Source organism: Variovorax sp. S12S4 (assembly GCF_023195515.1).
Classification (GTDB): domain Bacteria; phylum Pseudomonadota; class Gammaproteobacteria; order Burkholderiales; family Burkholderiaceae_C; genus Variovorax.
In genome coordinates this window covers 1,745,763-1,765,090 of sequence record NZ_JALPKR020000002.1, presented here as the reverse complement: position 1 = coordinate 1,765,090, position 19,328 = coordinate 1,745,763, and the positions used below count along the sequence as shown (strand labels likewise).

The following is a 19,328-nucleotide window of genomic DNA, read 5'->3' as shown; positions in this document are numbered from 1 at the left end:
AAGTTAGCACGCAAAGGAGACTGCCATTGTCAGCCGCCATCGCTATAGTTTCCAGCACATCCGTACTGGAGAAAACGAATGCGCATCTGGAAGAAAGAGATCTCGGTCGAAGAGCTGACCCGCAACCACATCGGCACCGCCGTTTCCACGCTGGGCATGGAATTTCTGGAGGTGGGCGACGACTTCATCCGCGCCCGCGTGCCGGTGGACGAGCGCACCCGCCAGCCCTACGGCATCCTGCACGGCGGGGTGTCGGTGGTGTTGGCCGAGACGCTGGGCTCGTGCGGCGCGCACTACTCGGCCCCGGAGGGAGACAGGGCGGTGGGCCTGGACATCAACGCCAACCACATCCGCGCCGCCACCAGCGGCTGGGTCACGGGCACCGCGCGGCCGGTGCACCGCGGGCGCACCACGCAGGTGTGGCAGATCGACATGACCAACGACGCGGGCGACCTGACCTGCGTCTCGCGCATCACAATGGCGGTGCTGCCGCCGCGCTAGCGACCAAGACGCGCGCCCGGCACGCGGGGCGGCAGCGGGCCGATAAAAGCGGCCAGAAAAAGCCCACAAGGCACATAAAACTACCGAGGAGATAACCACTCATGAGCAATCTATTCAGCTGGCGCGAAGTCGCCGCCACCGAGGGCAGCGTGGTCGCGCCCGACGAACGCCTGCCCTGGCTGCAGACCGGCGCCATGGGCGTGCAGCACGTCATTGCGATGTTCGGCGCCACGGTGCTGGCGCCCATCCTCATGGGCTTCAACCCGAACATCGCCATTTTGATGAGCGGCATCGGCACGCTCATCTTCTTCCTGGTGACGGGCGGCAAGGTACCCAGCTACCTGGGCTCGAGCTTCGCCTTCATCGGCGTGGTCATTGCGGCCACAGGCTACGCGGGCAAGGGGCCCAATGCGAACATTGCGGTGGCGCTGGGCGGCATCGTGGCCTGCGGGGTGATCTACATCCTCATCGGCGCCATCGTGCAGGCCGTGGGCACGGGGTGGATCGAGCGCTTCATGCCGCCGGTGGTCACCGGCGCCGTGGTGGCGGTGATCGGGCTCAACCTGGCGAGCGTGCCGGTCAAGAACATGGCGGCCGGCAACTTCGACGCCTGGATGCAGGCCGTGACCTTTCTTTGCGTGGGGCTGGTGGCAGTGTTCACGCGCGGCATGCTGCAGCGCCTGCTGATCCTGGTCGGGCTCATATTGGCCACAGTCGTCTATGCGGCGCTCACCAACGGCATGGGCCTGGGCAAGCCGGTGGACCTGAGCGGCATTGCCAACGCAGCGTGGTTCGGCCTGCCGACCTTCACCACGCCGGTGTTCACGGCCAACGCCATGCTGCTGATCGCACCCGTGGCAATCATCCTGGTGGCAGAAAACCTCGGTCACCTGAAGGCGGTTACGGCCATGACGGGCCGCAACCTCGACCCCTACATCGGCCGCGCGTTCATCGGCGACGGCATTGCCACGGTGGTGAGCGGTGCCGCCGGCGGCACCGGCGTGACCACCTATGCCGAGAACATCGGCGTGATGGCGGCCACGCGCATCTATTCGACGGCGGTGTTCGTGGTGGCCGCGGTCATTGCGCTGGTGCTGGGCTTCAGCCCGAAGTTCGGCGCGCTGATCCAGGCGATTCCGCTGCCGGTGATGGGCGGCGTGAGCATCGTGGTGTTCGGCCTCATCGCCATTGCGGGCGCCAAGATCTGGGTCGACAACCGGGTCGACTTCTCGCAGAACAAGAACCTGATCGTGGCCGCCATCACGCTGATCATCGGCACCGCGGACTTCACGTTGAAGTTCGGCGACTTCGCTCTGGGCGGCATCGGAACCGCCACTTTCGGCGCGATCATTCTTTACGCACTGCTGGGCCGATCGCGCAACGCCTGAGCAGGCGGCTAGCTCCTGTCGAACACCCGCCGGTAGCGCACGTGCCCGCCAAGCTCGCGCCGCGTCTTGCGCGTGACCACGCGCACGGCGCCGCTGGTGGTGGTGTCTTCCATGGCCAGCAGCTGCGCACGGTCGGCGTCCGTCAGCAGCGGGAACTCCCCGGGGTGGCGCAACTGGTAATCCAGGACGCGCCGCTCCAGGTCGTTGAGCGAGAGCATGGCGTCGGAATCCACGCCTCGCATTCTTTCCGCCTGCCGGGGGTCGGCGCGCATCCGCTGCAACCGCTCCTGCGCAGCGCGCAAGCGGGCCTGGATCTGCTTGATCTTCTCGCCCCGGTCATATGCGGTCACAGGCCCGACCATGTAGAACGAAGCGTGCGAATCGTGCAGCATCAGGTCGAAGAACTTGTCCACCAGCGGCGGAACAATGGATGAGCCGCTCTTCAAGTAGGTGTCGTTGACGGCCGCGAAGTCGCGCTCGGCCGGCGAGAACGACGGTTCCTGGTCTGGATGCACTTGCTTGGCACGCTGCTTTTCAAGCGCCTTGGCCATGTCGGTCATGAAGTCGCCGTCGCTCTCCCGCACGTCCTGCTGGTCTTGCGAGCTGGCGTGGCGGTGGCTTTCCAGCGCATCGGTGCGGCCGATGTAACGCAGCCGCCAGAGCCAGTACAGCTTCATGTGGCCCTGCAGGGTTTGCTCGATGGTGGAAGCCGCCACGCCGGCCGACCAGTTGCGGTAGGCGTTGAAGAACTTCATGGCTTCTGGATCCGCCTTCAGGTCGTTGACCACGGCGGCGCCTGCCGCTCCCATGCTGTTCAACTGCGTCACCGACAGCAGCGGCACCGCACTCAATTGCGCCTCGTGGTACATGTCCAGCAACGGCATTTGCGAGAGCAGCCGGCTGCGCGAGCCCCTGGCTTTGCCCTGGCTGCCCGGCTCATAACCCCCGCCCACATCCGAATGCGCGCCCGGATACGCCTTCTCGACGCAGTTGGAAGGGTACTTGCTGCCGCTGCGCGCGGTGGAAAGCGGAAAGTTCAGCCGAATCTCATGCGCCGCGCACAGGTGCACGCAGCGCTCCACCGAAGGCGCAATGTCCAGCGTGCCGTTGGCCCAGCCGCCCAAGCCGCGGTGCGTGGGGGACGAATCGGCCAGGCCCACGGAGGCCACCGAATCGAACAGCCCCAGGAACTGCAGGCGAAACGGCACCCCCGCCAACGCGTAACCGCTGCCGTCGTGCTTGAGCATGATGTGGTGGACGAAATGGCAGAAGGCACGCGCCTGCGCCGCACCGCGCGAGAAGCCGAACACGCTCACGCTGACCAGGCTCAGGCGCTTGGGCGGGCGGCGCTTCAGTGCGCGCTCCAGCTTGCCGAGCACCCCGCCATCGGAGCCAATGCCTTCGCCGCAGAAGTAGGCGCGCTTGCCTTCGATGTTGGAGCCGGGATTGGGGCCGTAGTGCAGCGGCTTGGCATGCACGAGGGACTTGAGTTCTTCTGGCGAAACCAGGCGTTCATTGAACATCGTCCGATGCATGGCATTGAGCATTTCGAGCAGTGCCCAATTGATGCGCGCATCGCCGCCGGTGGCCTTGGCTTTGCCGTCCGGGGTTTCGTTCATCTCGCCGATTTCGGGGAAGCGCGTGCCGACGCCGGGAACGTAGAACGAAAAGAAACCTTCCTTGGGCTTGTCCTTGTAGGTGTCATAGAGCACCACGATATTGCTGTGGCTGCGTGCATCGGGGTCGCTCACATCCAGCTGGTCGCGCTGGCGGTTGTTGTTGGTGCCGTCGAAGAATATGCCGATGTGCACCTGGAAGTCGCAGTTGGGCGTGCGGGATTCGACACAACTGCTTGCCGAGATCTTCTGCATCACTTCGCGGATGGAAAGCTCGCGCTCGCCGGGCAGCGCCTCGGGCATGTGATTAACGGCCATGGGGGGATTCCTTGTTTGAAGCGGGTGAAGACGCGGCGGAAGCAGGTGGCTCGGGGTAGGACATGCCGGATGGATGGCGCTCGTGACCGAGGTCGTACTTGCTGACCCATACCTTGATCTGGTCATCCGGCAGGAAGAACACTTGGAGGCTTCCCATCTTGTCGGTCTCGTAGGGTTCGATGGAGACGGTCTTGCTAAGAGCCCGGCGCGCGAGACAGCACTTCATCGCTTCGGTGATGTCCATCGCCTGGATCTTGTCGAGCGGAACGGTCCAATGTCCGGTAATCCAATCCACTTTCACTCGCAAGTCCGGCGACCACTTGGCCGGCAGGTTCACGCAACATGATGTTTTTCCTCCGCCGCCAAAGGGCGGCAGGTTAGAGCCATACATGTCATTGACGAAGTACTCCTGAATGCCTTCGTCGGTGAACACATACCCGGTGATGCCCACCGTGACGGGCTCCTCCTTCTTCGGCGCCTCAGGCTTGCAGCCCGCCAGCAGAAGGGCAGAAACAAGGAAGAGAAGCGCGAGGCAACGCCATGACGACAAAGGTGGACTAGCGGCCATGGGTGGATTCCTTGGGTGAAGCGGGTGAAGACGCGGCGGAAGCAGGCGGCTCGGGGTAGCCCCATATGGGAGGGATGCCCGGGGTTTTGCGGGCCGGCCAGATACACCCAGACCTTGATCTGGTCATCCGGCAGGAAGAACACCTGGAGGCTCCCCATCTTGTCGGCCTCGTAGGGTTCGATGGGGACGGTCTCGCTAAGAGCGCGGCGCACGAGGCGGCTCTTCATCGCTTCGCTGATGTCCGTCGCTCCAAACAGGTTCGAGGGCGTGGCAACCCCGGAACTCGGGGACCGCCGGGCTGTGGATTGCAGTATGCGATCAGGCATCTGCAGCAGTGTTGCCGCACGCCGTCAACGACATTGCAAACAATGGTCATCCACACAGGGAGGGAGTGCGAAATTTGCACGAAAGCTGGAAAAAGTTCTTTCGCCCCCGTGCGATGCTCGGCTCCCCGCCGGCACCTCAGCATGGGAACCGACTGCTTGCAAAGTGAAACGCCATGCAATAAATGTTCTCCTAGGTGATTCAAACACGGGCCGGTCGCCGGCCCGAAGCCCGCGCCCGTTAGACTCCAACGCTTTTCGCACCGACGTTTTCCAATGGCCGATGTCTCCGCCGCGCGCACCAAGGCGGTTTTCGAATTCAAAAGCGCCACGCTGCCGCTGATCGCAGTGATCCTCAAGACGGCCGACCTGACCGTGCTGGCCGAGGCACTCGATGCGCAACTGGCCGACTCGCCCGATTTCTTCGAGCAGGAGCCGGTGGTCATCGATCTCTCGCAGCTCCAGCCCGACGAAGAGAGCGGCGAGGAACCCGCCGAGCTCGACTTTGCGGCGCTGCGCGGCCTCTTGGCGCGCCACCAGACGCAACCCATTGCGGTGCGCGGGGGCAACGACGCCCAGAATGCCGCCGCCCGCGCGGCCGGCCTCTCGCTGACGGCCATGCCGGTGGCGCCCGCGCCGCGCTCCCCGGCACCGCCGGCGGCCGCGCCAGCGCCCGCCGGCGACGCACCGCAGATCGTGCGCGAAGTGCCGGTGCCGGCCAACGGCACGCTCGTGATCGACAAGCCGTTGCGCTCGGGCCAGCAGGTCTACGCCCGCGGCGGCGACGTGGTGGTGACCGCGGTGGTGAGCTTCGGCGCCGAAGTCATCGCGGACGGCAACGTGCACGTGTATGCGCCGCTGCGAGGCAAGGCGATTGCCGGCGCGCGCGGCAACACAGAGGCGCGCATCTTCTCGACCTGCATGGAAGCGCAGCTGGTGGCCATTGCGGGCATCTACCGCACCAACGAAGTGCCGCTGCCAGACCCGGTGCTCGGCAAGCCGGCGCAAATACGCCTCGATGGCAAAAAACTAGTGATCGACGCGATTCCCTGACGGGCCGCGGCGAATCTGAAAAACCAACAACCGAATCGAAACAAGAAGGAATGGCCATGGCCAAAATTGTGGTGGTGACCTCAGGCAAGGGCGGCGTCGGCAAGACCACGACGAGCGCCAGCTTTGCGTCGGGCCTCGCGCTCGCGGGCAAGAAGACGGCGGTGATCGACTTCGACGTGGGCCTGCGCAACCTCGACCTGATCATGGGCTGCGAGCGCCGCGTGGTGTACGACCTGATCAACGTGATCCAGGGCGAAGCCAACCTGAGCCAGGCGCTCATCAAGGACAAGCAGTGCGACAACCTCTTCGTGCTGGCTGCCTCGCAGACGCGCGACAAGGAAGCCCTGACGCAAGAGGGCGTGGAAAAGGTGCTGAACGACCTGGCCGCGATGGACTTCGACTACATCGTGTGCGACTCGCCCGCGGGCATCGAGACCGGCGCGATGATGGCCATGCACTTTGCCGACGAGGCGCTGGTGGTGACCAACCCCGAGGTATCCTCGGTGCGCGACTCCGACCGCATCCTGGGCATGCTGAGCAGCAAGACCAAGCGGGCGAAGGAAGGCGGCGACCCCATCAAGGAGCACCTGCTGATCACCCGCTACAACCCCAACCGCGTGGCCGGCGGCCAGATGCTCTCGCTGGAAGACATCCAGGACATCCTGCGCATCAAGCTGATCGGCGTCATTCCCGAATCCGAAAGCGTGCTGCAGGCGTCCAACCAGGGCGTGCCCGCCATCCACGACAAGGATACCGACGTGGCCAAGGCCTACAGCGACGTGGTCGCGCGCTTCCTGGGCGAAGACCGCCCGATGCGCTTCGTCGATGCGGAAAAGCCGGGCTTCTTCAAGCGAATCTTTGGAGGCAAGTAGGCCATGTCCTTTTTCTCGTTCCTGCTCGGCGAAAAGAAGAAGACGGCCAGCGTCGCCAAAGAGCGGCTGCAGATCATCCTCGCGCACGAGCGGTCCAGCCTCAGCGGCAAGAAGCGCCCCGACTACCTGCCCGACCTCCAGCGCGAGCTGATGGCGGTGATCTCCAAGTACGTGAAGATCAATGCCGAGGACATCAAGGTTCACCTGGAAAAGCAGGACGACCTGGAAGTGCTCGACATCAAGATCGAACTGCCCGACGCCTCGCCCACGCCGGCGCGCTGAGCGCCCGGCAGGCGGGCCGTGCAACCCGCACGGCCTGCGCGGCTTTCGGTCAGTCCCCCGCGCAATGAAGCGCGTCACCTGCTGGATCACGCCCTCCTCCTTGAGGATGCGGCGGTGCCCCAGCCCCTGCGTGGCCACGAGCTGCGCCCCCTTGATTGCATCGCGGTAGGCCTCCGCATCGGCGAACCGGTTCACGCGGTCGTCGCGGTCATGCACGATGAGCGTCGGCTGCACGATACGCGGCCCGACGGCGGCCGGTTCGAGCTGCGCCATCAGGAAGCCTTCCTGCGCCTCGAACAGCCGCTGCATGGCAAGCCGCGTCTTCTCGCTCAGCCCGAAGGTGTGCGTGAAGTAGCGCGTGAATTCGCGCGCCGAAGCCGGGGGTGCGAGCAGCACCAGCCGCTCGGCGCGCAGGCCCTGCGCGGCGGCCACCCCGAGCGCGTTGGCGCCCATCGAATGCGCGACCACGGCGCGAAGGGCATGGCCATCTGCCACGAGCCTTGCCACCACGTACGAGATGGCACGCGCGAACTGCGGCGCGTTGCTCATCATGCCGGCGCTCCGGCCATGGGCCGGCAGCTCGAGCAGCACCGGCCGCAGGCCCGCACTGGCAACGGCCTCCGCCAGCGTCAGCATCTGCCCCGCGTGCCCGCCCCAGCCGTGCACCAGCAGCACGACGGGAGCAGATTCCGCGCCTGAATCCTGCGTGGCGAGGTGATAGAGCCCGAGGCTCGCGTTCTCGAAGCTCCAGGCTTCGCGCCGCCATCCGGCGCCGGGTGCCTGTGCGCGGTAGAGCCATTTGAGCGGCAGCGGCGTGCCGAAGATGCGATGGGCCGCCCGCACGCCCAATGCGGGCCAAAGGCGCTCCGACGTGGTCAGGCCGAGGCGCACTGCGCGCATCAGGCGGCTGGGGCGGTAGTAGTTCGATTGCGCGGCATGCGCTGCCGCGGACGAAGAGGTGCTGCCGGTGCTCGTCATTCAATGGGCTCCCGCGTTCAGAACCAGACCCAGTCGTCGTTGCTGCGCGGCAGGCTGCGCAGCGCATCGCGGACGGTTTCGGCGCCGATGGCGCCCACATAGACAACGAGGCAGAGGGCGATGATCAGCATGGTGCTGCTCCTTTTTATCGCACGGTTGTGCGAAATTGATCCGAACAAAAACGAAGAAGACGACCCGTCCGATGGCTCAGGCGCGGTAGCTGGAAAGAAGCCGCTGCCAGGTGCGCATGGCGCGGTCGGCGGCTTGTGGATCGCGCAGAAAGCGCGCGTCATGCAGAAGGCCGATGATCAGGCCGTTGATCTCGCTGACCACCTGCGCGGCATCGGTGTCGGCCCGGAGCTCGCCGGTTTCCACCGCCTGCAGCACCGTGCGGCGCAGCGCGGCACGCCAGCGCGTGACCTCGCTGAACAGCAGGTTGCGCAGCTCGCCTTCGCGGTCGTCGTACTCGAACGCGCCCGCCGTGTAGATGCAGCCGGTTTCGGCTTCGATGTCGCGGGTGCGGGCAATCCAGCGGTCGACGATGTCGTTGAGCCGTGCAAGGCCCTTGGGCTTTTGCATGGCGGGCACGAACACGTCGGCAAGGAAGCGGCGGCCGTACTCTTCGATGACCGCCTTCTGCAGCGCCTCGCGCGAACCCACGCGGGAGAACACGCCGCTCTTGGAAAGCGCCAGGCGGCTGGCCACGGCCTGGAGCGTGATGGCTTCCAACCCCTCGGTCAACGCAACGTCCATCGCCGCACCGATGATGGCGGTGCGGGTGAGTTCGCTTTTCTGGGTCTTGGCGTCCATGGAAGCGACTTTAGCACATACGTGCGAAATTACAAGTTGAGCCGCGGCATCGATGAGAGTGGGCCAGCAAAGATGATTTGCTCATGTGAAACCAACAAACGCATCGTTCCCCGCATAAGCGCTTCTGCCGAGAATCGCCGGGCGGCCCGCTGCGGGCCTGTCACCGTTTCCCTCTCTCGTCCTCTCTCGGATCCCTTCGCGCCAGATGAACTTCCAACAACTGCGCTCGGTACGCGAGGCCGTTCGTTGCGGCTTCAACCTGACCGAGGTTGCCAACACGCTGCACACCTCCCAGCCGGGCGTGAGCCGGCAGATCCGCGAGCTGGAGGAAGAACTGGGGATCGAGTTGTTCGTGCGCGCAGGCAAGCGGCTTACCGGGCTCACGGAACCCGGCGGCCATGTGCTGCCGATCATCGAACGCATGCTGATGGAGAGCAGCAACCTGCGGCATGCAGGACAGGAGTTCGTGGCGCAGCAGAGTGGCCTGCTCTCGGTGGCGGCCACGCACTCGCAGGCGCGCTATGCCATGCCGGTGGCGGTGCAGGAATTTCGCGCGCAGTTTCCCAACGTGAAACTGCACCTGCACCAGGGCTCGCCCAAGCAGATTGCGCAGATGCTGATCGACGGCGAAGCCGACGTGGGCATTGCAACGGAAGCACTCGGCGATTACCCCCAGCTGGTGGCCCTGCCCTGCTACCGCTGGACGCACTCGGTGGTGGTGCCGCCGGGCCATGCGCTGCTCGACGCGCCATTGACGCTGGAGGCGCTGGCGCGCTTTCCGCTCATTACCTACGACACGGGCTTTACCGGCCGCTCGCGCATCGACGAGGCCTTTGCGCAGCGCGGGCTCGCGCCCAACATCGTGCTGTCGGCCATGGACGCCGACGTGATCAAGACCTACGTGCAATTGGGCATGGGCGTGGGCATCGTAGCCGGCGTGGCCTACGAGGCCGAGCGCGACACGCAGCTGCGCGCACTCGATGCGGGCCGGCTCTTCGGCATCAACCTGACCAAGCTTGCCGTGCGGCGCGGCAACTACCTGCGCAAGTACGTCTACGCGTTCATCGAATCGTTCGCACCCACGTTGACGCGAGCCGTCGTCGAAAAGGCTCTGGGCGGCGAAGCGAAGGGGTCGCACTACGAAATCTAGCGCGGATGCAACGTATTCGACGCTCCGAGCAACAGGTTTAAAAAAGAAGCATGAGGCTTCACACAGGGAGCGTACATTCGGGTTAATTCCTTGGCTTCCCGGAACGGATCAGCAATGGCATCGACCCCGCAGCAGCAACAGCAAACCAAGGCCGCCCTCAAGGCGGCCGACGCCGCCGAACGGCGCGAGCGGCTGAGACGGGCGTTGCCCGCCACCGTGGAGCTGCTGCAAAGCCGCCAAGCCGACCGCATCGACGACAGCGACATCGAAGCGTATGTGAGTCTTAACTGGCTCGAATGGCATGGCGGCGGCCTGCGGCTCACCATTACCGGGCGCAATGTGTGCGCCCAGTCGCTGCCCACCGTCACGGCCTGAGAGCTTCGCTCCTCGCAAAACGAAAAGACCGCCGCAGGAGGTTCCTGCGACGGTCTTCTCTTCATTCAAGCCCGCGCATGGCGAAGGCTTGAGCGCTTGGCGCTTACTGGTTGCCCACGATGATCTGCGCGATCAATCCGGTGGCAATGGCCGCGAGCACATAGTCACCGCCCACACCCACCCACTGGTAGCCGCGGGGCGGCGCCTGCAGTTGATAGGCACGGTAGTCGTTCACCACGTAGTTGCGGCCACGGTACTCGTGGGGCACGCGTCCACCGCGGCGCCATTCGGTATGCGGTTGCGGATAACCGCGGCGGTCGAAGTGGCGGCCCGCACGATAGTCCTCACGGCTGTAGCGATCGCCGCGGTCACTGCGGTCACTGCGGTCACTGCGGTCGCCGCGCCGGTTGTCGTGCCGATCGAACTGGCGATGCTGTTGTTCATAGCGGCCATTGCCTCGGTCGTCGCCGCGGTCATGACCGCGATCGTGGCCACGGTCTTGCGCGAAGGCGCTTCCCGCGGCCATGCACATCGCGAGCGCCGCAGCAGCGACGGCCATGCTCTTTGACTTGATGATCATCTGGAACTCCTTCGTGTTGATGACGAGTCCATTGTCAGTGGCGCTTGTGTCTGCCCGGAGCACATCAGGTCGCCGTCAGGTGAAATCGCGTAAGCGCTGGTATCCGGGCGGCGCGTTGTCCTTCAATCCCGGTTGCGCATAGGTGATTTGCGCCGAGCGTGAGGGCTTTGGGGACAATGCAAATACAGATCATCAGGCGCTGGAGGCGCCATCAATCACATATGCGCGACAAGATCATCGGTGCCATCGGCGTAATCTGGGGTGGAGGCATGCTCCTGCGGTGGTTCATGACGGGCCCGCCCGCTGGCGTGGGCGGCTACGAGGGCGGCCAGACGGCCGTCGCGTTCCTGGGCGCCGTGATGGTGGTTGCCGGCCTGTACCGGTTCTTCAAACGTCCCGATTGAACGGGGCGGCGCATGTTCGCGGTTCCTCCTCGACTGCGTTTAAGCTCGCGCGCAGCATGAAGCGACGACACCTCCTCCACCTGCTGGCCGGCGCGCCCGCAGCCGCCCTCCTGGCCGCTTGCGGCAAGCGCAAGCCTTCCACCGCCGCGTTGAAATCGGATGCCCGCGTGCTCGCCTTGGGCGACAGCCTGACCTTCGGCTACGGCGCACCGCCCGGCGCGGCTTGGCCCGTGAAACTGGGTGAGCTCACCGGCTGGCAGATCGAGAATGCGGGCATCAACGGCGACACGTCGGCAGGAGCGCTGGAGCGTTTGCCGGCGCTGCTGGCCGCGGAAAGCTATGACGCGATCCTGATCGGCATCGGGGGCAACGACATGCTGCGCGGCGTGTCGCCCTCGGCCACGCGCGAGAACCTCGCGTCGCTTGTGAGCCAGGCACGCGCGCACACGCCTTATGTCGCGCTGCTTGCCACGCCGGCGCCCGATGCGATGCGCGCGGCTGTAGGCTCGCTGAGCGATGCACCGTTCTACGAGGAAGTTGCAAAGTCGGGGCAGGCGCTGCTGGTTGCCAATGTGTATTCGAGCGTGCTGTCGGACACGTCGCTGCGCTCCGATCGCATTCATGCCAACGCGCAGGGCTACGCCAAAGTCGCGGAGCAGCTCGCGGACCAGCTCAAGGCCGCAGGCTGGCGCTGACGACAGCGCTCAGGCGGCCTGCTGCAGCAGATCGACGTAGGCGCCCTGCACCAGTTGGTCGGACGCGATGCCGAGTTGCGCCATGAGCGCATGGGCCTCGGCCACGCCAGCCTCGGCGGGTTCGCCTTCTTTCAGGACCACTTCAAGCTCGAGGAATTCGCCGAGCCCTTCCACACGGTCGAGGTGCACGCGCGTGCGGCCCACGATGAAGAGCCGGCGCTGCTTGCGCACACGGCCGGCCTGGCCCCAGGCAAGCGTGAGCGATTCGCGCAGCGTGTCGGGCGTGGTGGTGGGCGAGATCAAATAGAACGATTCCTTCGGGCCGCTGCTGTTCGCACGGCGATAGAAGATCAACTCGGCGCGATCGGGCGCGAAGGTGCGCAGCTTGAGACGGTCTGCGCTGTTCTCGCAGCGGAAGAAGGTGTCGTCCTGTGCGATTTCGACGGGGCCTGAATCGGCGAGTTGGGCTGCCAATTGGGCAACGCGTTCCACACTGTCGATGCGGGCCTTGATCTCTATGTTTCTTGCCATCTGTGGTTGATCGCTTTGTGCGTTATGGGGCTTATGGGGGGCTTTGTTCAGGGCGTCATTGTTCTTGGCGCTGCTGTTCAGGGCTTGTGCAAAGGCCACCGGGTACTCCCCCTCCGCGAATGTCCCCCGGGGCTGCGCCCCTCCTCCTTTATTTCGCTGCGTGGAGCACCCGATGCCCTGTGCACTGGGGCACGCTGCTGGTGCACCGCTGATCAACCACCGCTCTGTACATCGCACCCGCTGGCGGGGTGCCTTGCGCAGCGAAATAAAGGAGGAGGCCGCAGGCCGGGGGACATTCGCGGAGAAAGGTACCCCGTCGGCGGGTGCGCACCATGAACGAAGCGCGCCGCACACCCTCAAGACGAAACGGGCGTCAATCAGGGCGCATTCCCTTGCGGCCCCACAGGCGGCGGCGCAGCGCGCCCACTGGAACCCGGCGCCAGCTTGCGCCCGAAGGACTCGCCCACTCGGCGCACAGGCCGGCTCGCTTTTTCCGATACGTTGTTGACACCACGCCGCGTTGCGTCTTCCGCGCGATCGATGCCTCGGCCCGCGGCATTGGTGCCGCGCTGCACGCTGTTGACGACCTTGCTGTCGCGCGGCGGCGGATTGAGCGTGTGGGCACGCTCTGCCTTGGGCGGGTTGTCCGCGCTCTGCGCATGCACGGCGGGCACGGACAACAGCAGCACCGCTGCTGCTGCAACGGAAAAGGCGTGGGCAGTTGTCTTCGTCTTCATGATGGGCTTCCTTCGTCTTTGGCATCGGCGGCCGCTGCGCGCGCCATGCGCTCGCTCTTCCAGTACACGTCGTCGCCGCCGTTCATGCGGTTGAGCACACGTGCAAGCACAAAGAGCAGGTCGCTGAGCCGGTTGAGATACTGGCGCAATGCGTCGTTGAGTTCGGCCGTGGCACCGAGTGCCACCACCGCGCGCTCGGCCCGACGTGCCACCGTGCGGCACACATGCGCGAGCGAGGCCGCGCGCGTGCCCGCGGGCAGGATGAATTCAGCCAGGCGCGGCAAGGCGGCGTTGTGCTCGGCCAATGCGTTGTCCAGCTGCAGCAGCGCGTCGGCCTTCAGCAGCGTGTAGCCCGGCATCGAAAGCTCGCCGCCCAGGTTGAAGAGCTGATGCTGCACGTCGACCAGCAGCTCGCGCACGGGCTCTGGCATGGGCTCGCAGAGCAGCAGGCCGATCTGCGAGTTGAGTTCGTCCACGTCGCCCATGGCATGCACGCGCAAGTGGTCCTTGGGCACGCGGGTGTTGTCGCCCAAGCCTGTGGTGCCGTCGTCGCCGGTGCGGGTGGCAATTTGCGAAAGTCGGTTGCCCATGGGCGCTCCTGTTCTTGTGTTTTCTACGGCCCGACCCTGGATGCGTCGATCTTGCCGAGCAGCCACTGCAGGCCTGCAAGATGCTGCTGGTCGTGGCTGCAAAGGTAATGAATGAGGCTGCGCATGGTGAGCGGTCCGTAGCCCTCGAACACGGCTGGGCGTGCGAGTTGCGCGTCGCTCAGCTGCGAGATGATTTCCATGGTTTTCGCGCGTGCAATGCGGAACTCCGCCAGCACCTGTGCCGCATCGGCCTTGCCGTAGGCGCGTTCGATGGCCAGCGGTTCGCTGTCGATCGATGCCAGCGTGGGGTTGTCTTCTTCCAGCGTGCGGCGAAAGCGCTCGTGGTAGCCCTCGATCTCGATGTCCCGCACATGGCACAGCTGCTCGATGGCCGTGAAGGCCTCGCTGGGCACGCCGTCCCATGACCGCGGGGCCCAGTGGCGGTGTGCCTCCGGAATGATCGCGTAATGGGCTTCGAGCAGTGTGGGAAATGCCGCAAGGGCAGCGAGCGTCGTAGGGTTCATGGCTTTTTCCGAAGCGCATTATGGTGCTCGCTCCGTAAAATGACCGAACAGAGCCTCGCACCCCCATCATTCAGGAGACACCCGATGAACGCCCCGACCCAAACCTCGCACCTGCTGCCGGAGCTTCATCTGCGCGACGTGCCCGCCGCCCTCATCGATGGGCTGAAGGCCCGCTTCGGCGCCAACTGTTCCACGGCCATGGCGGTGCGCACGCAGCATGGCCGCGACGAGTCGTCGTTCGACGCCCCGCCCCCTTCGGCCGTGGTGTTTGCCGAAAGCACGCAGGACGTGGCCGATGCCGTAAAGCTCGCGAGCGAGCACAGCGTGCCGGTCATCCCCTTCGGCGTGGGCTCATCGCTCGAAGGCCACCTGCTGGCGGTGCAGGGCGGCATCAGCATCGACGTGTCGCGCATGAACAAGGTGCTGTCGGTCAACGCCGACGACCTCACGGTCACGGTGCAGCCGGGCGTTACGCGCAAGCAGCTCAACGAAGAGATCAAGAGCACGGGCCTGTTCTTTCCCATCGATCCGGGTGCGGATGCTTCCATCGGCGGCATGACGGCCACGCGTGCGAGCGGTACCAATGCAGTCCGCTACGGCACCATGCGCGAGAACGTGCTGGCGCTCGAGGTGGTCACCGCCAGTGGCGACGTCATCCGCACCGGCACGCGCGCGAAGAAATCGTCCGCCGGCTACGACCTCACGCGCCTCATGGTGGGCAGCGAAGGCACGCTGGGCGTGGTCACCGAGGTCACGCTGCGCATCTACCCGCTGCCCGAGGCCGTGTCCGCTGCGATCTGCTCGTTCCCGAGCATTGAAGCCGCGGTGCGCACCACCATCGAAACCATTCAACTCGGCGTGCCGATCGCGCGCGTGGAACTCATCGATGTGAACACGGTGCGCATGGTGAACGCCTACGCCAAGCTCAACCTGCGCGAAGAGCCGATGCTGCTGATGGAATTCCACGGCTCGCCGGCCGGCGTGAAGGAACAGGCCGAGACCGTGCAGGAGCTGGCCAGCGGCCACGGCGGCAATGCCTTCGAATGGGCCAGCACGCCGGAAGAGCGCACCCGCCTGTGGACTGCGCGGCACAACAGCTACTTTGCAGCGGTGCAATCGCGCCCCGGCTGCCGCGTGATCTCCACCGACACCTGCGTGCCCATTTCGCGCCTGGCCGACTGCCTGCTCGACTCGGTGGCCGAGGCCGATGCCAGCGGCATCCCCTATTTCCTCGTGGGCCACGTGGGCGACGGCAATTTCCATTTCGGCTACCTGCTCGACCCGAACATTCCCGAAGAGCGCGTGAAGGCCGAGAAGCTCAACCACGACCTGGTGAGCCGCGCGCTGGCGCTCGAAGGCACCTGCACCGGCGAGCACGGCGTGGGGCTGCACAAGATGGACTTCCTGGTGACCGAAGCGGGCGTGGGCGCCATCGACATGATGCGCACGATCAAGCGCGCGCTCGATCCCAAGAACATCATGAATCCCGGAAAGATCTTCGCGCTCTGATCTGTTTTAGGACCCGATAAAAAGCCCGGGGCTCTTGCGAGCCGCCGGGCTTTTTATATTGCCACCGCCGCGTCTTACCTGCGGCGGCGGGCCGGTTGCTCCGCGGGGGCCGAGGTCTGCGACGGCGCAGCGCCGCCGTCCACGCCCAGGCGGCCACCGCCGCCGAGACCCTGGCCGCGCACCGTTTGCGCCTTGTAGTTGCGCAGCGAGCGGACCATCTGGTTGAACGCGTCCATGAAGGCCGCGGCAATCACCTTGCCCTGCGCCGTGTTGGTGTAGCCGCCGAGGCCGCCACCGGCACGGCCGCCGAAGACCGAGCCGAACGCGCCGAAATCGGTCTTGGAGGCGCTGCCTTCCGAGGCCGCCACCTGCACGCCCGAGCGGTTGTCGATGAGCGTCAGGAGAGCGCTGGCTTCCTTGGTCTGCATGCTGCCCCCGACCGCAGCGAGGGCACGCCCACGGTTGCCGCCGACTAGGCCGCCCAGGGCGCCGCCGATGCCACCCGCGTCGCTGTTGCTGAACACGATCTCGGGCGAAAGGCCGTAGTCGGAAGCCACCATCTGGCCGCGTCCGAAGTTGCTGCCGCCGCGCATTTCGCCCGACTGCATGAGCGCGCGCTCACGGTTCATGGCGTTCATGCCGGCCGCGCCACGCTCGACCACCACAAAGCAGTTCGATTGCTGCACCAGCAAGCGCAGCAGGTTGGCCGTAGGCGGCAGGCGGTATTCGCCGGTGAGGATGGTGTACCAGCCCGAGTTCACGTTCTCGATGAGCGAGACGGTGCCCAGCGGCGACTCGCAGCGCTCGAGCTGGCTGCTTTCGCCGGCGGTGGCCGAACCGGCCGCGCTGCCGGTGGCCGTGGTCTTGGCAGACTGGCTGCCCATCTGCATGTCGGTGGTCACGCAGCCGGTCAGCAGCAGCGCACCCACGGCCACGGCCGCGAGCGGAAACTTGTTGAATGTCATGAAAGGACTCCCTCTCCTCGAGATTTGCGATTTGAAAATCAGCGGAGAGGATACGCGTAAAAGATTGCAAGAAACAATCACGCAAAAGTCCGAGCCGCGGCCCACCGGCTAGGCCGTTCGGCGGATGCGTTCGATCAGGCCGTTGAGCGCCTCGATGGAGCCGAAGTGAATGGCGAGTTCCCCGCTCTCCTCGACCTTGCCGCCACGCTTGCTGCGCTTCTTGATGCGGACCTCGACCTCGGCGGTGAGCAGGTCGGCCAGTTCTTCTTCCACACGCTGCAGGTCGCGCGACTTTTCGCCGTCGTTGCCGCGGCGCGACGGCGTGAGCGTGAATTCGGCGGCGAGCCGCTTCACCAGCGACTCGGCCTCGCGCACCGACATTTTCTTGGCGGCGATCTGGTTGGCGGCGGTGATCTGCGTGCCGCGGTCCAGCGACAGCAGCGCGCGGGCGTGGCCCATGTCGATGTCGCCCGCCATCAGCATCTGTTGCGCCGGCTCGGCCAGGTTCAACAGGCGCAGCAGATTGCTGGCGGCGCTGCGCGAGCGGCCCACAGCCTGTGCCGCAGCTTCGTGAGTGAGCCCAAACTCCGAGACCAGGCGTTGCAGGCCTTGGGCTTCTTCGAGCGGGTTGAGGTCTTCGCGCTGGATGTTCTCGATCAGCGACATGGCCGCCGCGGCCTCGTTGGGCACGTCGCGCACCAGCACCGGCACCCGGTCGAGGCCCGCCAGCTTGGCGGCCCGGAAGCGGCGCTCGCCCGCGATGATTTCGTACTCGGCGTTCTTGGCGGCAGCCGATGCCTCGTCGAGCCGGCGCACCAAAATCGGCTGCATGATGCCCTGCGCCTTGATGCTCTCGGCCAATTCGTAGAGCGCGCCTTCGTCCATGCGGGTGCGCGGCTGGTAAACGCCGGCCACCATCTGGTCGAGCATCAGCGTGTTCGGGTTCTGCGCTGCGGCGCCCTCTTCCGTCCCGTTGTTGTTGTCGGCGGCGGGTGCGGCCGTGGGGCCGAGCAGCGCTTCGAGGCCGCGCCCCAGGCCCTTGGGTTTCTTGGTCGCCATCAGTGCGTGTCTTTCGAGATTTCGTTCAATAGTTGCCGGCCTTCGGGCCAGTCGCCCAGGCCGGACTCGGCGTTCAAATGGCCGCCTGCGCCAGTGTCGACAAAGCGCGCGCCCCAGTCGTCGGCCATCTGGCGCGAGCGCCTGGCGTCGCAGTAAGGGTCGTCGTTGGCGGCAATCAGCACCGACGGGAACGGCAGCGGCTTGCGCACGATGGGCGCCCAACCGGGAATCAGCTGGCGCAGATCGTCGCGTTCCAAGTCGCCGGGCGCGACCAGCAGCGCCCCGAGCACCTTGTGCGTGTTGCGCGAATGCGCAGCCCATGCGGCCACCAGGATGCAACCCAGGCTGTGCGCCGCAAAGGCCACCGGGCCGGGCGCGGCCAGCACTTCTTCCTCAAGCCGCGCGGACCAGTCGCCGCGCAGGGGGTGCATCCACTCATGCTGCTCGACACGGTGATCGCCATACAGCGACTCCCAACGGGTTTGCCAATGGCCGGGGCCGCTGTTCTGCCAGCCCGGCAGCAACAGGATGCGTGAGATGGTCATTTGCTCGTAAGAACTTGAGGCACACGTCCTGGATGGACGGCGTCAGATGCTTTTTTCGCTGGTGTCGGGTGCGGCCGCAGGTGCCAGCACGTCTTCGGGAATCGCCAGGTTGGGAGCAGCCGGCGCAACCTCTGCGATGGGCGGCGCCACCGCGCCGGAGGCGAATGCGCTGGCCGGCGGCATCTTCTCGACCAGCTCCTTGGCAAAGGCGATGAAGGCCTGGCTGCCACGGGCGGCCGGATCGAACACCACGCCGGGCAGTCCGTAGCTCGGCGCCTCGGCAAGCCGCACATTGCGAGGAATGACCGTGTCGAACACCTTGTCGCCGAAGTGGGACTTGAGCTGCTCGCTCACCTGCTGCTGCAGCGTGATGCGCGGATCGAACATCACGCGCAGCAGGCCGATGATCTGCAGGTTCTTGTTGAGGTTGGCGTGCACCTGCTTGATGGTGTTGACCAGGTCGGTCAGCCCTTCGAGCGCGAAGTACTCGCACTGCATCGGCACGATCACGCCATGGGCGGCGCACAGGCCGTTGAGCGTGAGCAGGCTCAGGCTCGGCGGGCAGTCGATCAGTACGAAGTCGTACTCGGCGCCAACGGCGGCCAGCGCGGTGCGCAGACGCTTCTCGCGGCGGTCGAGTGCCACCATTTCCACCTCGGCGCCCGCCAGTTCGCGGTTGGCGCCCAGCACGTCGTAGCCGCAGCCGCCCTCCACCAGCTTGTCGGCCTTGACGCGCGCCTCGGCCACGGAGGCCGATTCGAGCAGCACGTCGTACACCGTGAGTTCCAGCTGGCGCTTGTCGATGCCCGAACCCATGGTTGCATTGCCCTGGGGGTCGAGGTCGATCATCAGCACCCGCTGGCCGACCTTGGCCAAGCCGGCGGCAAGGTTGACGGTGGTGGTGGTCTTGCCGACGCCGCCCTTCTGGTTGGCAATGCAGAAAATCTTGGCCATG

22 protein-coding genes and 2 pseudogenes are annotated in these 19,328 nt (G+C 65.5%); 10 read left to right on the top strand and 14 right to left on the bottom strand.

The window, feature by feature from the left end; genetic code table 11:
* Positions 1 to 78: 78 nt before the first annotated feature.
* Together M0765_RS08980 and M0765_RS08975 are read left to right on the top strand one after the other, a co-directional pair.
* Positions 79 to 501: a hotdog fold thioesterase gene (locus M0765_RS08980; protein ID WP_258503206.1), complete on the top strand. Its 423-nt coding sequence runs from the start codon at positions 79 to 81 to the stop codon at positions 499 to 501.
* 101 nt (positions 502 to 602) lie between these two features.
* Positions 603 to 1,889, top strand: coding sequence for a solute carrier family 23 protein (locus M0765_RS08975; protein WP_258503205.1), 1,287 nt, complete (start codon positions 603 to 605; stop codon positions 1,887 to 1,889).
* Between the two features lie 8 nt (positions 1,890 to 1,897).
* Here M0765_RS08975 and M0765_RS08970 read toward each other — a convergent pair whose 3' ends face one another.
* The 3 genes and pseudogenes from M0765_RS08970 to M0765_RS08960 form a co-directional block, all read right to left on the bottom strand.
* Positions 1,898 to 3,823, bottom strand: a complete 1,926-nt coding sequence (locus M0765_RS08970) for a T6SS phospholipase effector Tle1-like catalytic domain-containing protein (RefSeq protein ID WP_258503203.1) — start codon at positions 3,821 to 3,823, stop codon at positions 1,898 to 1,900.
* Positions 3,813 to 4,391 (bottom strand): DUF3304 domain-containing protein, encoded by a 579-nt coding sequence (locus M0765_RS08965; protein ID WP_258503202.1) that lies wholly within the window; start codon positions 4,389 to 4,391, stop codon positions 3,813 to 3,815. The genes M0765_RS08970 and M0765_RS08965 overlap by 11 nt, the downstream gene beginning before the upstream one ends.
* 122 nt (positions 4,392 to 4,513) lie before the next feature.
* Positions 4,514 to 4,618, bottom strand: a pseudogene (locus tag M0765_RS08960) (hypothetical protein); the annotation flags it as partial.
* A 372-nt stretch (positions 4,619 to 4,990) separates the two neighbouring features.
* Here M0765_RS08960 and minC point away from each other — a divergent pair.
* The 3 genes from minC to minE are packed head-to-tail and all read left to right on the top strand — an operon-like array spanning position 4,991 to position 6,921.
* Positions 4,991 to 5,767 (top strand): septum site-determining protein MinC, encoded by a 777-nt coding sequence (gene minC / locus M0765_RS08955; RefSeq protein WP_258503201.1) that lies wholly within the window; start codon positions 4,991 to 4,993, stop codon positions 5,765 to 5,767.
* A 56-nt stretch (positions 5,768 to 5,823) separates the two neighbouring features.
* Positions 5,824 to 6,639, top strand: coding sequence for a septum site-determining protein MinD (minD, locus tag M0765_RS08950; protein ID WP_258503200.1), 816 nt, complete (start codon positions 5,824 to 5,826; stop codon positions 6,637 to 6,639).
* Between the two features lie 3 nt (positions 6,640 to 6,642).
* Positions 6,643 to 6,921: a cell division topological specificity factor MinE gene (gene minE, locus M0765_RS08945; protein ID WP_126746603.1), complete on the top strand. Its 279-nt coding sequence runs from the start codon at positions 6,643 to 6,645 to the stop codon at positions 6,919 to 6,921.
* A gap of 57 nt (positions 6,922 to 6,978) precedes the next feature.
* On the opposite strand, the pseudogene M0765_RS08940 reads toward minE, so the two are convergent.
* Both M0765_RS08940 and M0765_RS08935 read right to left on the bottom strand, forming a co-directional pair.
* Positions 6,979 to 7,899 (bottom strand): annotated as a pseudogene (locus tag M0765_RS08940) (alpha/beta hydrolase); the annotation flags it as partial.
* Positions 7,900 to 8,106: 207 nt separating this feature from the next.
* Positions 8,107 to 8,709, bottom strand: a complete 603-nt coding sequence (locus M0765_RS08935) for a TetR/AcrR family transcriptional regulator (RefSeq protein WP_258503197.1) — start codon at positions 8,707 to 8,709, stop codon at positions 8,107 to 8,109.
* A gap of 205 nt (positions 8,710 to 8,914) precedes the next feature.
* On the opposite strand from M0765_RS08935, the gene M0765_RS08930 reads away from it, so the two are divergent.
* Both M0765_RS08930 and M0765_RS08925 read left to right on the top strand, forming a co-directional pair.
* Entirely contained in the window at positions 8,915 to 9,859 is a 945-nt protein-coding gene (locus M0765_RS08930; protein WP_258503196.1) for a CysB family HTH-type transcriptional regulator, read from the top strand.
* A gap of 114 nt (positions 9,860 to 9,973) precedes the next feature.
* On the top strand, positions 9,974 to 10,234 hold the full coding sequence (locus tag M0765_RS08925) for a hypothetical protein (RefSeq protein ID WP_126746599.1): 261 nt from the start codon (positions 9,974 to 9,976) through the stop codon (positions 10,232 to 10,234).
* Between the two features lie 103 nt (positions 10,235 to 10,337).
* Here the strand turns inward: M0765_RS08925 and M0765_RS08920 are convergent, their stop codons facing one another.
* Complete coding sequence (locus M0765_RS08920) at positions 10,338 to 10,814, bottom strand: RcnB family protein (RefSeq protein ID WP_258503195.1); 477 nt, start codon at positions 10,812 to 10,814, stop codon at positions 10,338 to 10,340.
* Positions 10,815 to 11,035: 221 nt separating this feature from the next.
* Here M0765_RS08920 and M0765_RS08915 point away from each other — a divergent pair, with 221 nt between their 5' ends.
* The gene (locus M0765_RS08915; RefSeq protein WP_126746597.1) at positions 11,036 to 11,218 is read left to right on the top strand and encodes a hypothetical protein; all 183 of its coding nucleotides are present in this window, start codon (positions 11,036 to 11,038) and stop codon (positions 11,216 to 11,218) included.
* 56 nt (positions 11,219 to 11,274) lie between these two features.
* The gene (locus M0765_RS08910) at positions 11,275 to 11,913 is read left to right on the top strand and encodes a GDSL-type esterase/lipase family protein (protein WP_258503193.1); all 639 of its coding nucleotides are present in this window, start codon (positions 11,275 to 11,277) and stop codon (positions 11,911 to 11,913) included.
* A gap of 9 nt (positions 11,914 to 11,922) precedes the next feature.
* Here M0765_RS08910 and M0765_RS08905 read toward each other — a convergent pair whose 3' ends face one another.
* The 4 genes from M0765_RS08905 to M0765_RS08890 form a co-directional block, all read right to left on the bottom strand.
* Complete coding sequence (locus M0765_RS08905) at positions 11,923 to 12,444, bottom strand: class IV adenylate cyclase (protein ID WP_258503192.1); 522 nt, start codon at positions 12,442 to 12,444, stop codon at positions 11,923 to 11,925.
* A 377-nt stretch (positions 12,445 to 12,821) separates the two neighbouring features.
* A complete protein-coding gene (locus tag M0765_RS08900; RefSeq protein WP_258503191.1) occupies positions 12,822 to 13,181 on the bottom strand; it encodes a hypothetical protein in 360 nt (119 codons plus the stop codon).
* A complete protein-coding gene (locus tag M0765_RS08895) occupies positions 13,178 to 13,771 on the bottom strand; it encodes a cob(I)yrinic acid a,c-diamide adenosyltransferase (RefSeq protein ID WP_258503190.1) in 594 nt (197 codons plus the stop codon). The genes M0765_RS08900 and M0765_RS08895 overlap by 4 nt, the downstream gene beginning before the upstream one ends.
* Positions 13,772 to 13,794: 23 nt before the next feature.
* Positions 13,795 to 14,295 carry a DinB family protein gene (locus M0765_RS08890; protein ID WP_258503189.1) on the bottom strand — a complete coding sequence of 167 codons (501 nt, stop codon included), beginning with the start codon at positions 14,293 to 14,295 and terminating at the stop codon, positions 13,795 to 13,797.
* A gap of 84 nt (positions 14,296 to 14,379) precedes the next feature.
* Here M0765_RS08890 and M0765_RS08885 point away from each other — a divergent pair, with 84 nt between their 5' ends.
* Positions 14,380 to 15,804: an FAD-binding oxidoreductase gene (locus M0765_RS08885; RefSeq protein WP_258503188.1), complete on the top strand. Its 1,425-nt coding sequence runs from the start codon at positions 14,380 to 14,382 to the stop codon at positions 15,802 to 15,804.
* Between the two features lie 74 nt (positions 15,805 to 15,878).
* On the opposite strand, the gene M0765_RS08880 is transcribed toward M0765_RS08885, so the two are convergent.
* The 4 genes from M0765_RS08880 to M0765_RS08865 all read right to left on the bottom strand — a co-directional run bounded on the left by M0765_RS08880 (position 15,879) and on the right by M0765_RS08865 (position 19,327).
* Positions 15,879 to 16,769 carry a CsgG/HfaB family protein gene (locus M0765_RS08880; protein ID WP_258503185.1) on the bottom strand — a complete coding sequence of 297 codons (891 nt, stop codon included), beginning with the start codon at positions 16,767 to 16,769 and terminating at the stop codon, positions 15,879 to 15,881.
* A 108-nt stretch (positions 16,770 to 16,877) separates the two neighbouring features.
* Positions 16,878 to 17,828 carry a ParB/RepB/Spo0J family partition protein gene (locus M0765_RS08875; RefSeq protein ID WP_126746589.1) on the bottom strand — a complete coding sequence of 317 codons (951 nt, stop codon included), beginning with the start codon at positions 17,826 to 17,828 and terminating at the stop codon, positions 16,878 to 16,880.
* Positions 17,828 to 18,373 carry an RBBP9/YdeN family alpha/beta hydrolase gene (locus M0765_RS08870; RefSeq protein ID WP_258503182.1) on the bottom strand — a complete coding sequence of 182 codons (546 nt, stop codon included), beginning with the start codon at positions 18,371 to 18,373 and terminating at the stop codon, positions 17,828 to 17,830. Before M0765_RS08870 ends, M0765_RS08875 begins: the two co-directional genes overlap by 1 nt.
* Positions 18,374 to 18,415: 42 nt before the next feature.
* Entirely contained in the window at positions 18,416 to 19,327 is a 912-nt protein-coding gene (locus M0765_RS08865; RefSeq protein ID WP_258503180.1) for a ParA family protein, read from the bottom strand.
* Position 19,328: the final 1 nt, after the last annotated feature.

Coding starts and splice junctions, on each gene's coding strand:
- M0765_RS08980 (WP_258503206.1), top strand. CDS start 79: ATGCGCATCTGGAAGAAAGAGATCTCGGTCGAAGAGCTGACCCGCAAC.
- M0765_RS08975 (WP_258503205.1), top strand. CDS start 603: ATGAGCAATCTATTCAGCTGGCGCGAAGTCGCCGCCACCGAGGGCAGC.
- M0765_RS08970 (WP_258503203.1), bottom strand. CDS start 3,823: ATGGCCGTTAATCACATGCCCGAGGCGCTGCCCGGCGAGCGCGAGCTT.
- M0765_RS08965 (WP_258503202.1), bottom strand. CDS start 4,391: ATGGCCGCTAGTCCACCTTTGTCGTCATGGCGTTGCCTCGCGCTTCTC.
- minC (WP_258503201.1), top strand. CDS start 4,991: ATGGCCGATGTCTCCGCCGCGCGCACCAAGGCGGTTTTCGAATTCAAA.
- minD (WP_258503200.1), top strand. CDS start 5,824: ATGGCCAAAATTGTGGTGGTGACCTCAGGCAAGGGCGGCGTCGGCAAG.
- minE (WP_126746603.1), top strand. CDS start 6,643: ATGTCCTTTTTCTCGTTCCTGCTCGGCGAAAAGAAGAAGACGGCCAGC.
- M0765_RS08935 (WP_258503197.1), bottom strand. CDS start 8,709: ATGGACGCCAAGACCCAGAAAAGCGAACTCACCCGCACCGCCATCATC.
- M0765_RS08930 (WP_258503196.1), top strand. CDS start 8,915: ATGAACTTCCAACAACTGCGCTCGGTACGCGAGGCCGTTCGTTGCGGC.
- M0765_RS08925 (WP_126746599.1), top strand. CDS start 9,974: ATGGCATCGACCCCGCAGCAGCAACAGCAAACCAAGGCCGCCCTCAAG.
- M0765_RS08920 (WP_258503195.1), bottom strand. CDS start 10,814: ATGATCATCAAGTCAAAGAGCATGGCCGTCGCTGCTGCGGCGCTCGCG.
- M0765_RS08915 (WP_126746597.1), top strand. CDS start 11,036: ATGCGCGACAAGATCATCGGTGCCATCGGCGTAATCTGGGGTGGAGGC.
- M0765_RS08910 (WP_258503193.1), top strand. CDS start 11,275: ATGAAGCGACGACACCTCCTCCACCTGCTGGCCGGCGCGCCCGCAGCC.
- M0765_RS08905 (WP_258503192.1), bottom strand. CDS start 12,444: ATGGCAAGAAACATAGAGATCAAGGCCCGCATCGACAGTGTGGAACGC.
- M0765_RS08900 (WP_258503191.1), bottom strand. CDS start 13,181: ATGAAGACGAAGACAACTGCCCACGCCTTTTCCGTTGCAGCAGCAGCG.
- M0765_RS08895 (WP_258503190.1), bottom strand. CDS start 13,771: ATGGGCAACCGACTTTCGCAAATTGCCACCCGCACCGGCGACGACGGC.
- M0765_RS08890 (WP_258503189.1), bottom strand. CDS start 14,295: ATGAACCCTACGACGCTCGCTGCCCTTGCGGCATTTCCCACACTGCTC.
- M0765_RS08885 (WP_258503188.1), top strand. CDS start 14,380: ATGAACGCCCCGACCCAAACCTCGCACCTGCTGCCGGAGCTTCATCTG.
- M0765_RS08880 (WP_258503185.1), bottom strand. CDS start 16,769: ATGACATTCAACAAGTTTCCGCTCGCGGCCGTGGCCGTGGGTGCGCTG.
- M0765_RS08875 (WP_126746589.1), bottom strand. CDS start 17,828: ATGGCGACCAAGAAACCCAAGGGCCTGGGGCGCGGCCTCGAAGCGCTG.
- M0765_RS08870 (WP_258503182.1), bottom strand. CDS start 18,373: ATGACCATCTCACGCATCCTGTTGCTGCCGGGCTGGCAGAACAGCGGC.
- M0765_RS08865 (WP_258503180.1), bottom strand. CDS start 19,327: ATGGCCAAGATTTTCTGCATTGCCAACCAGAAGGGCGGCGTCGGCAAG.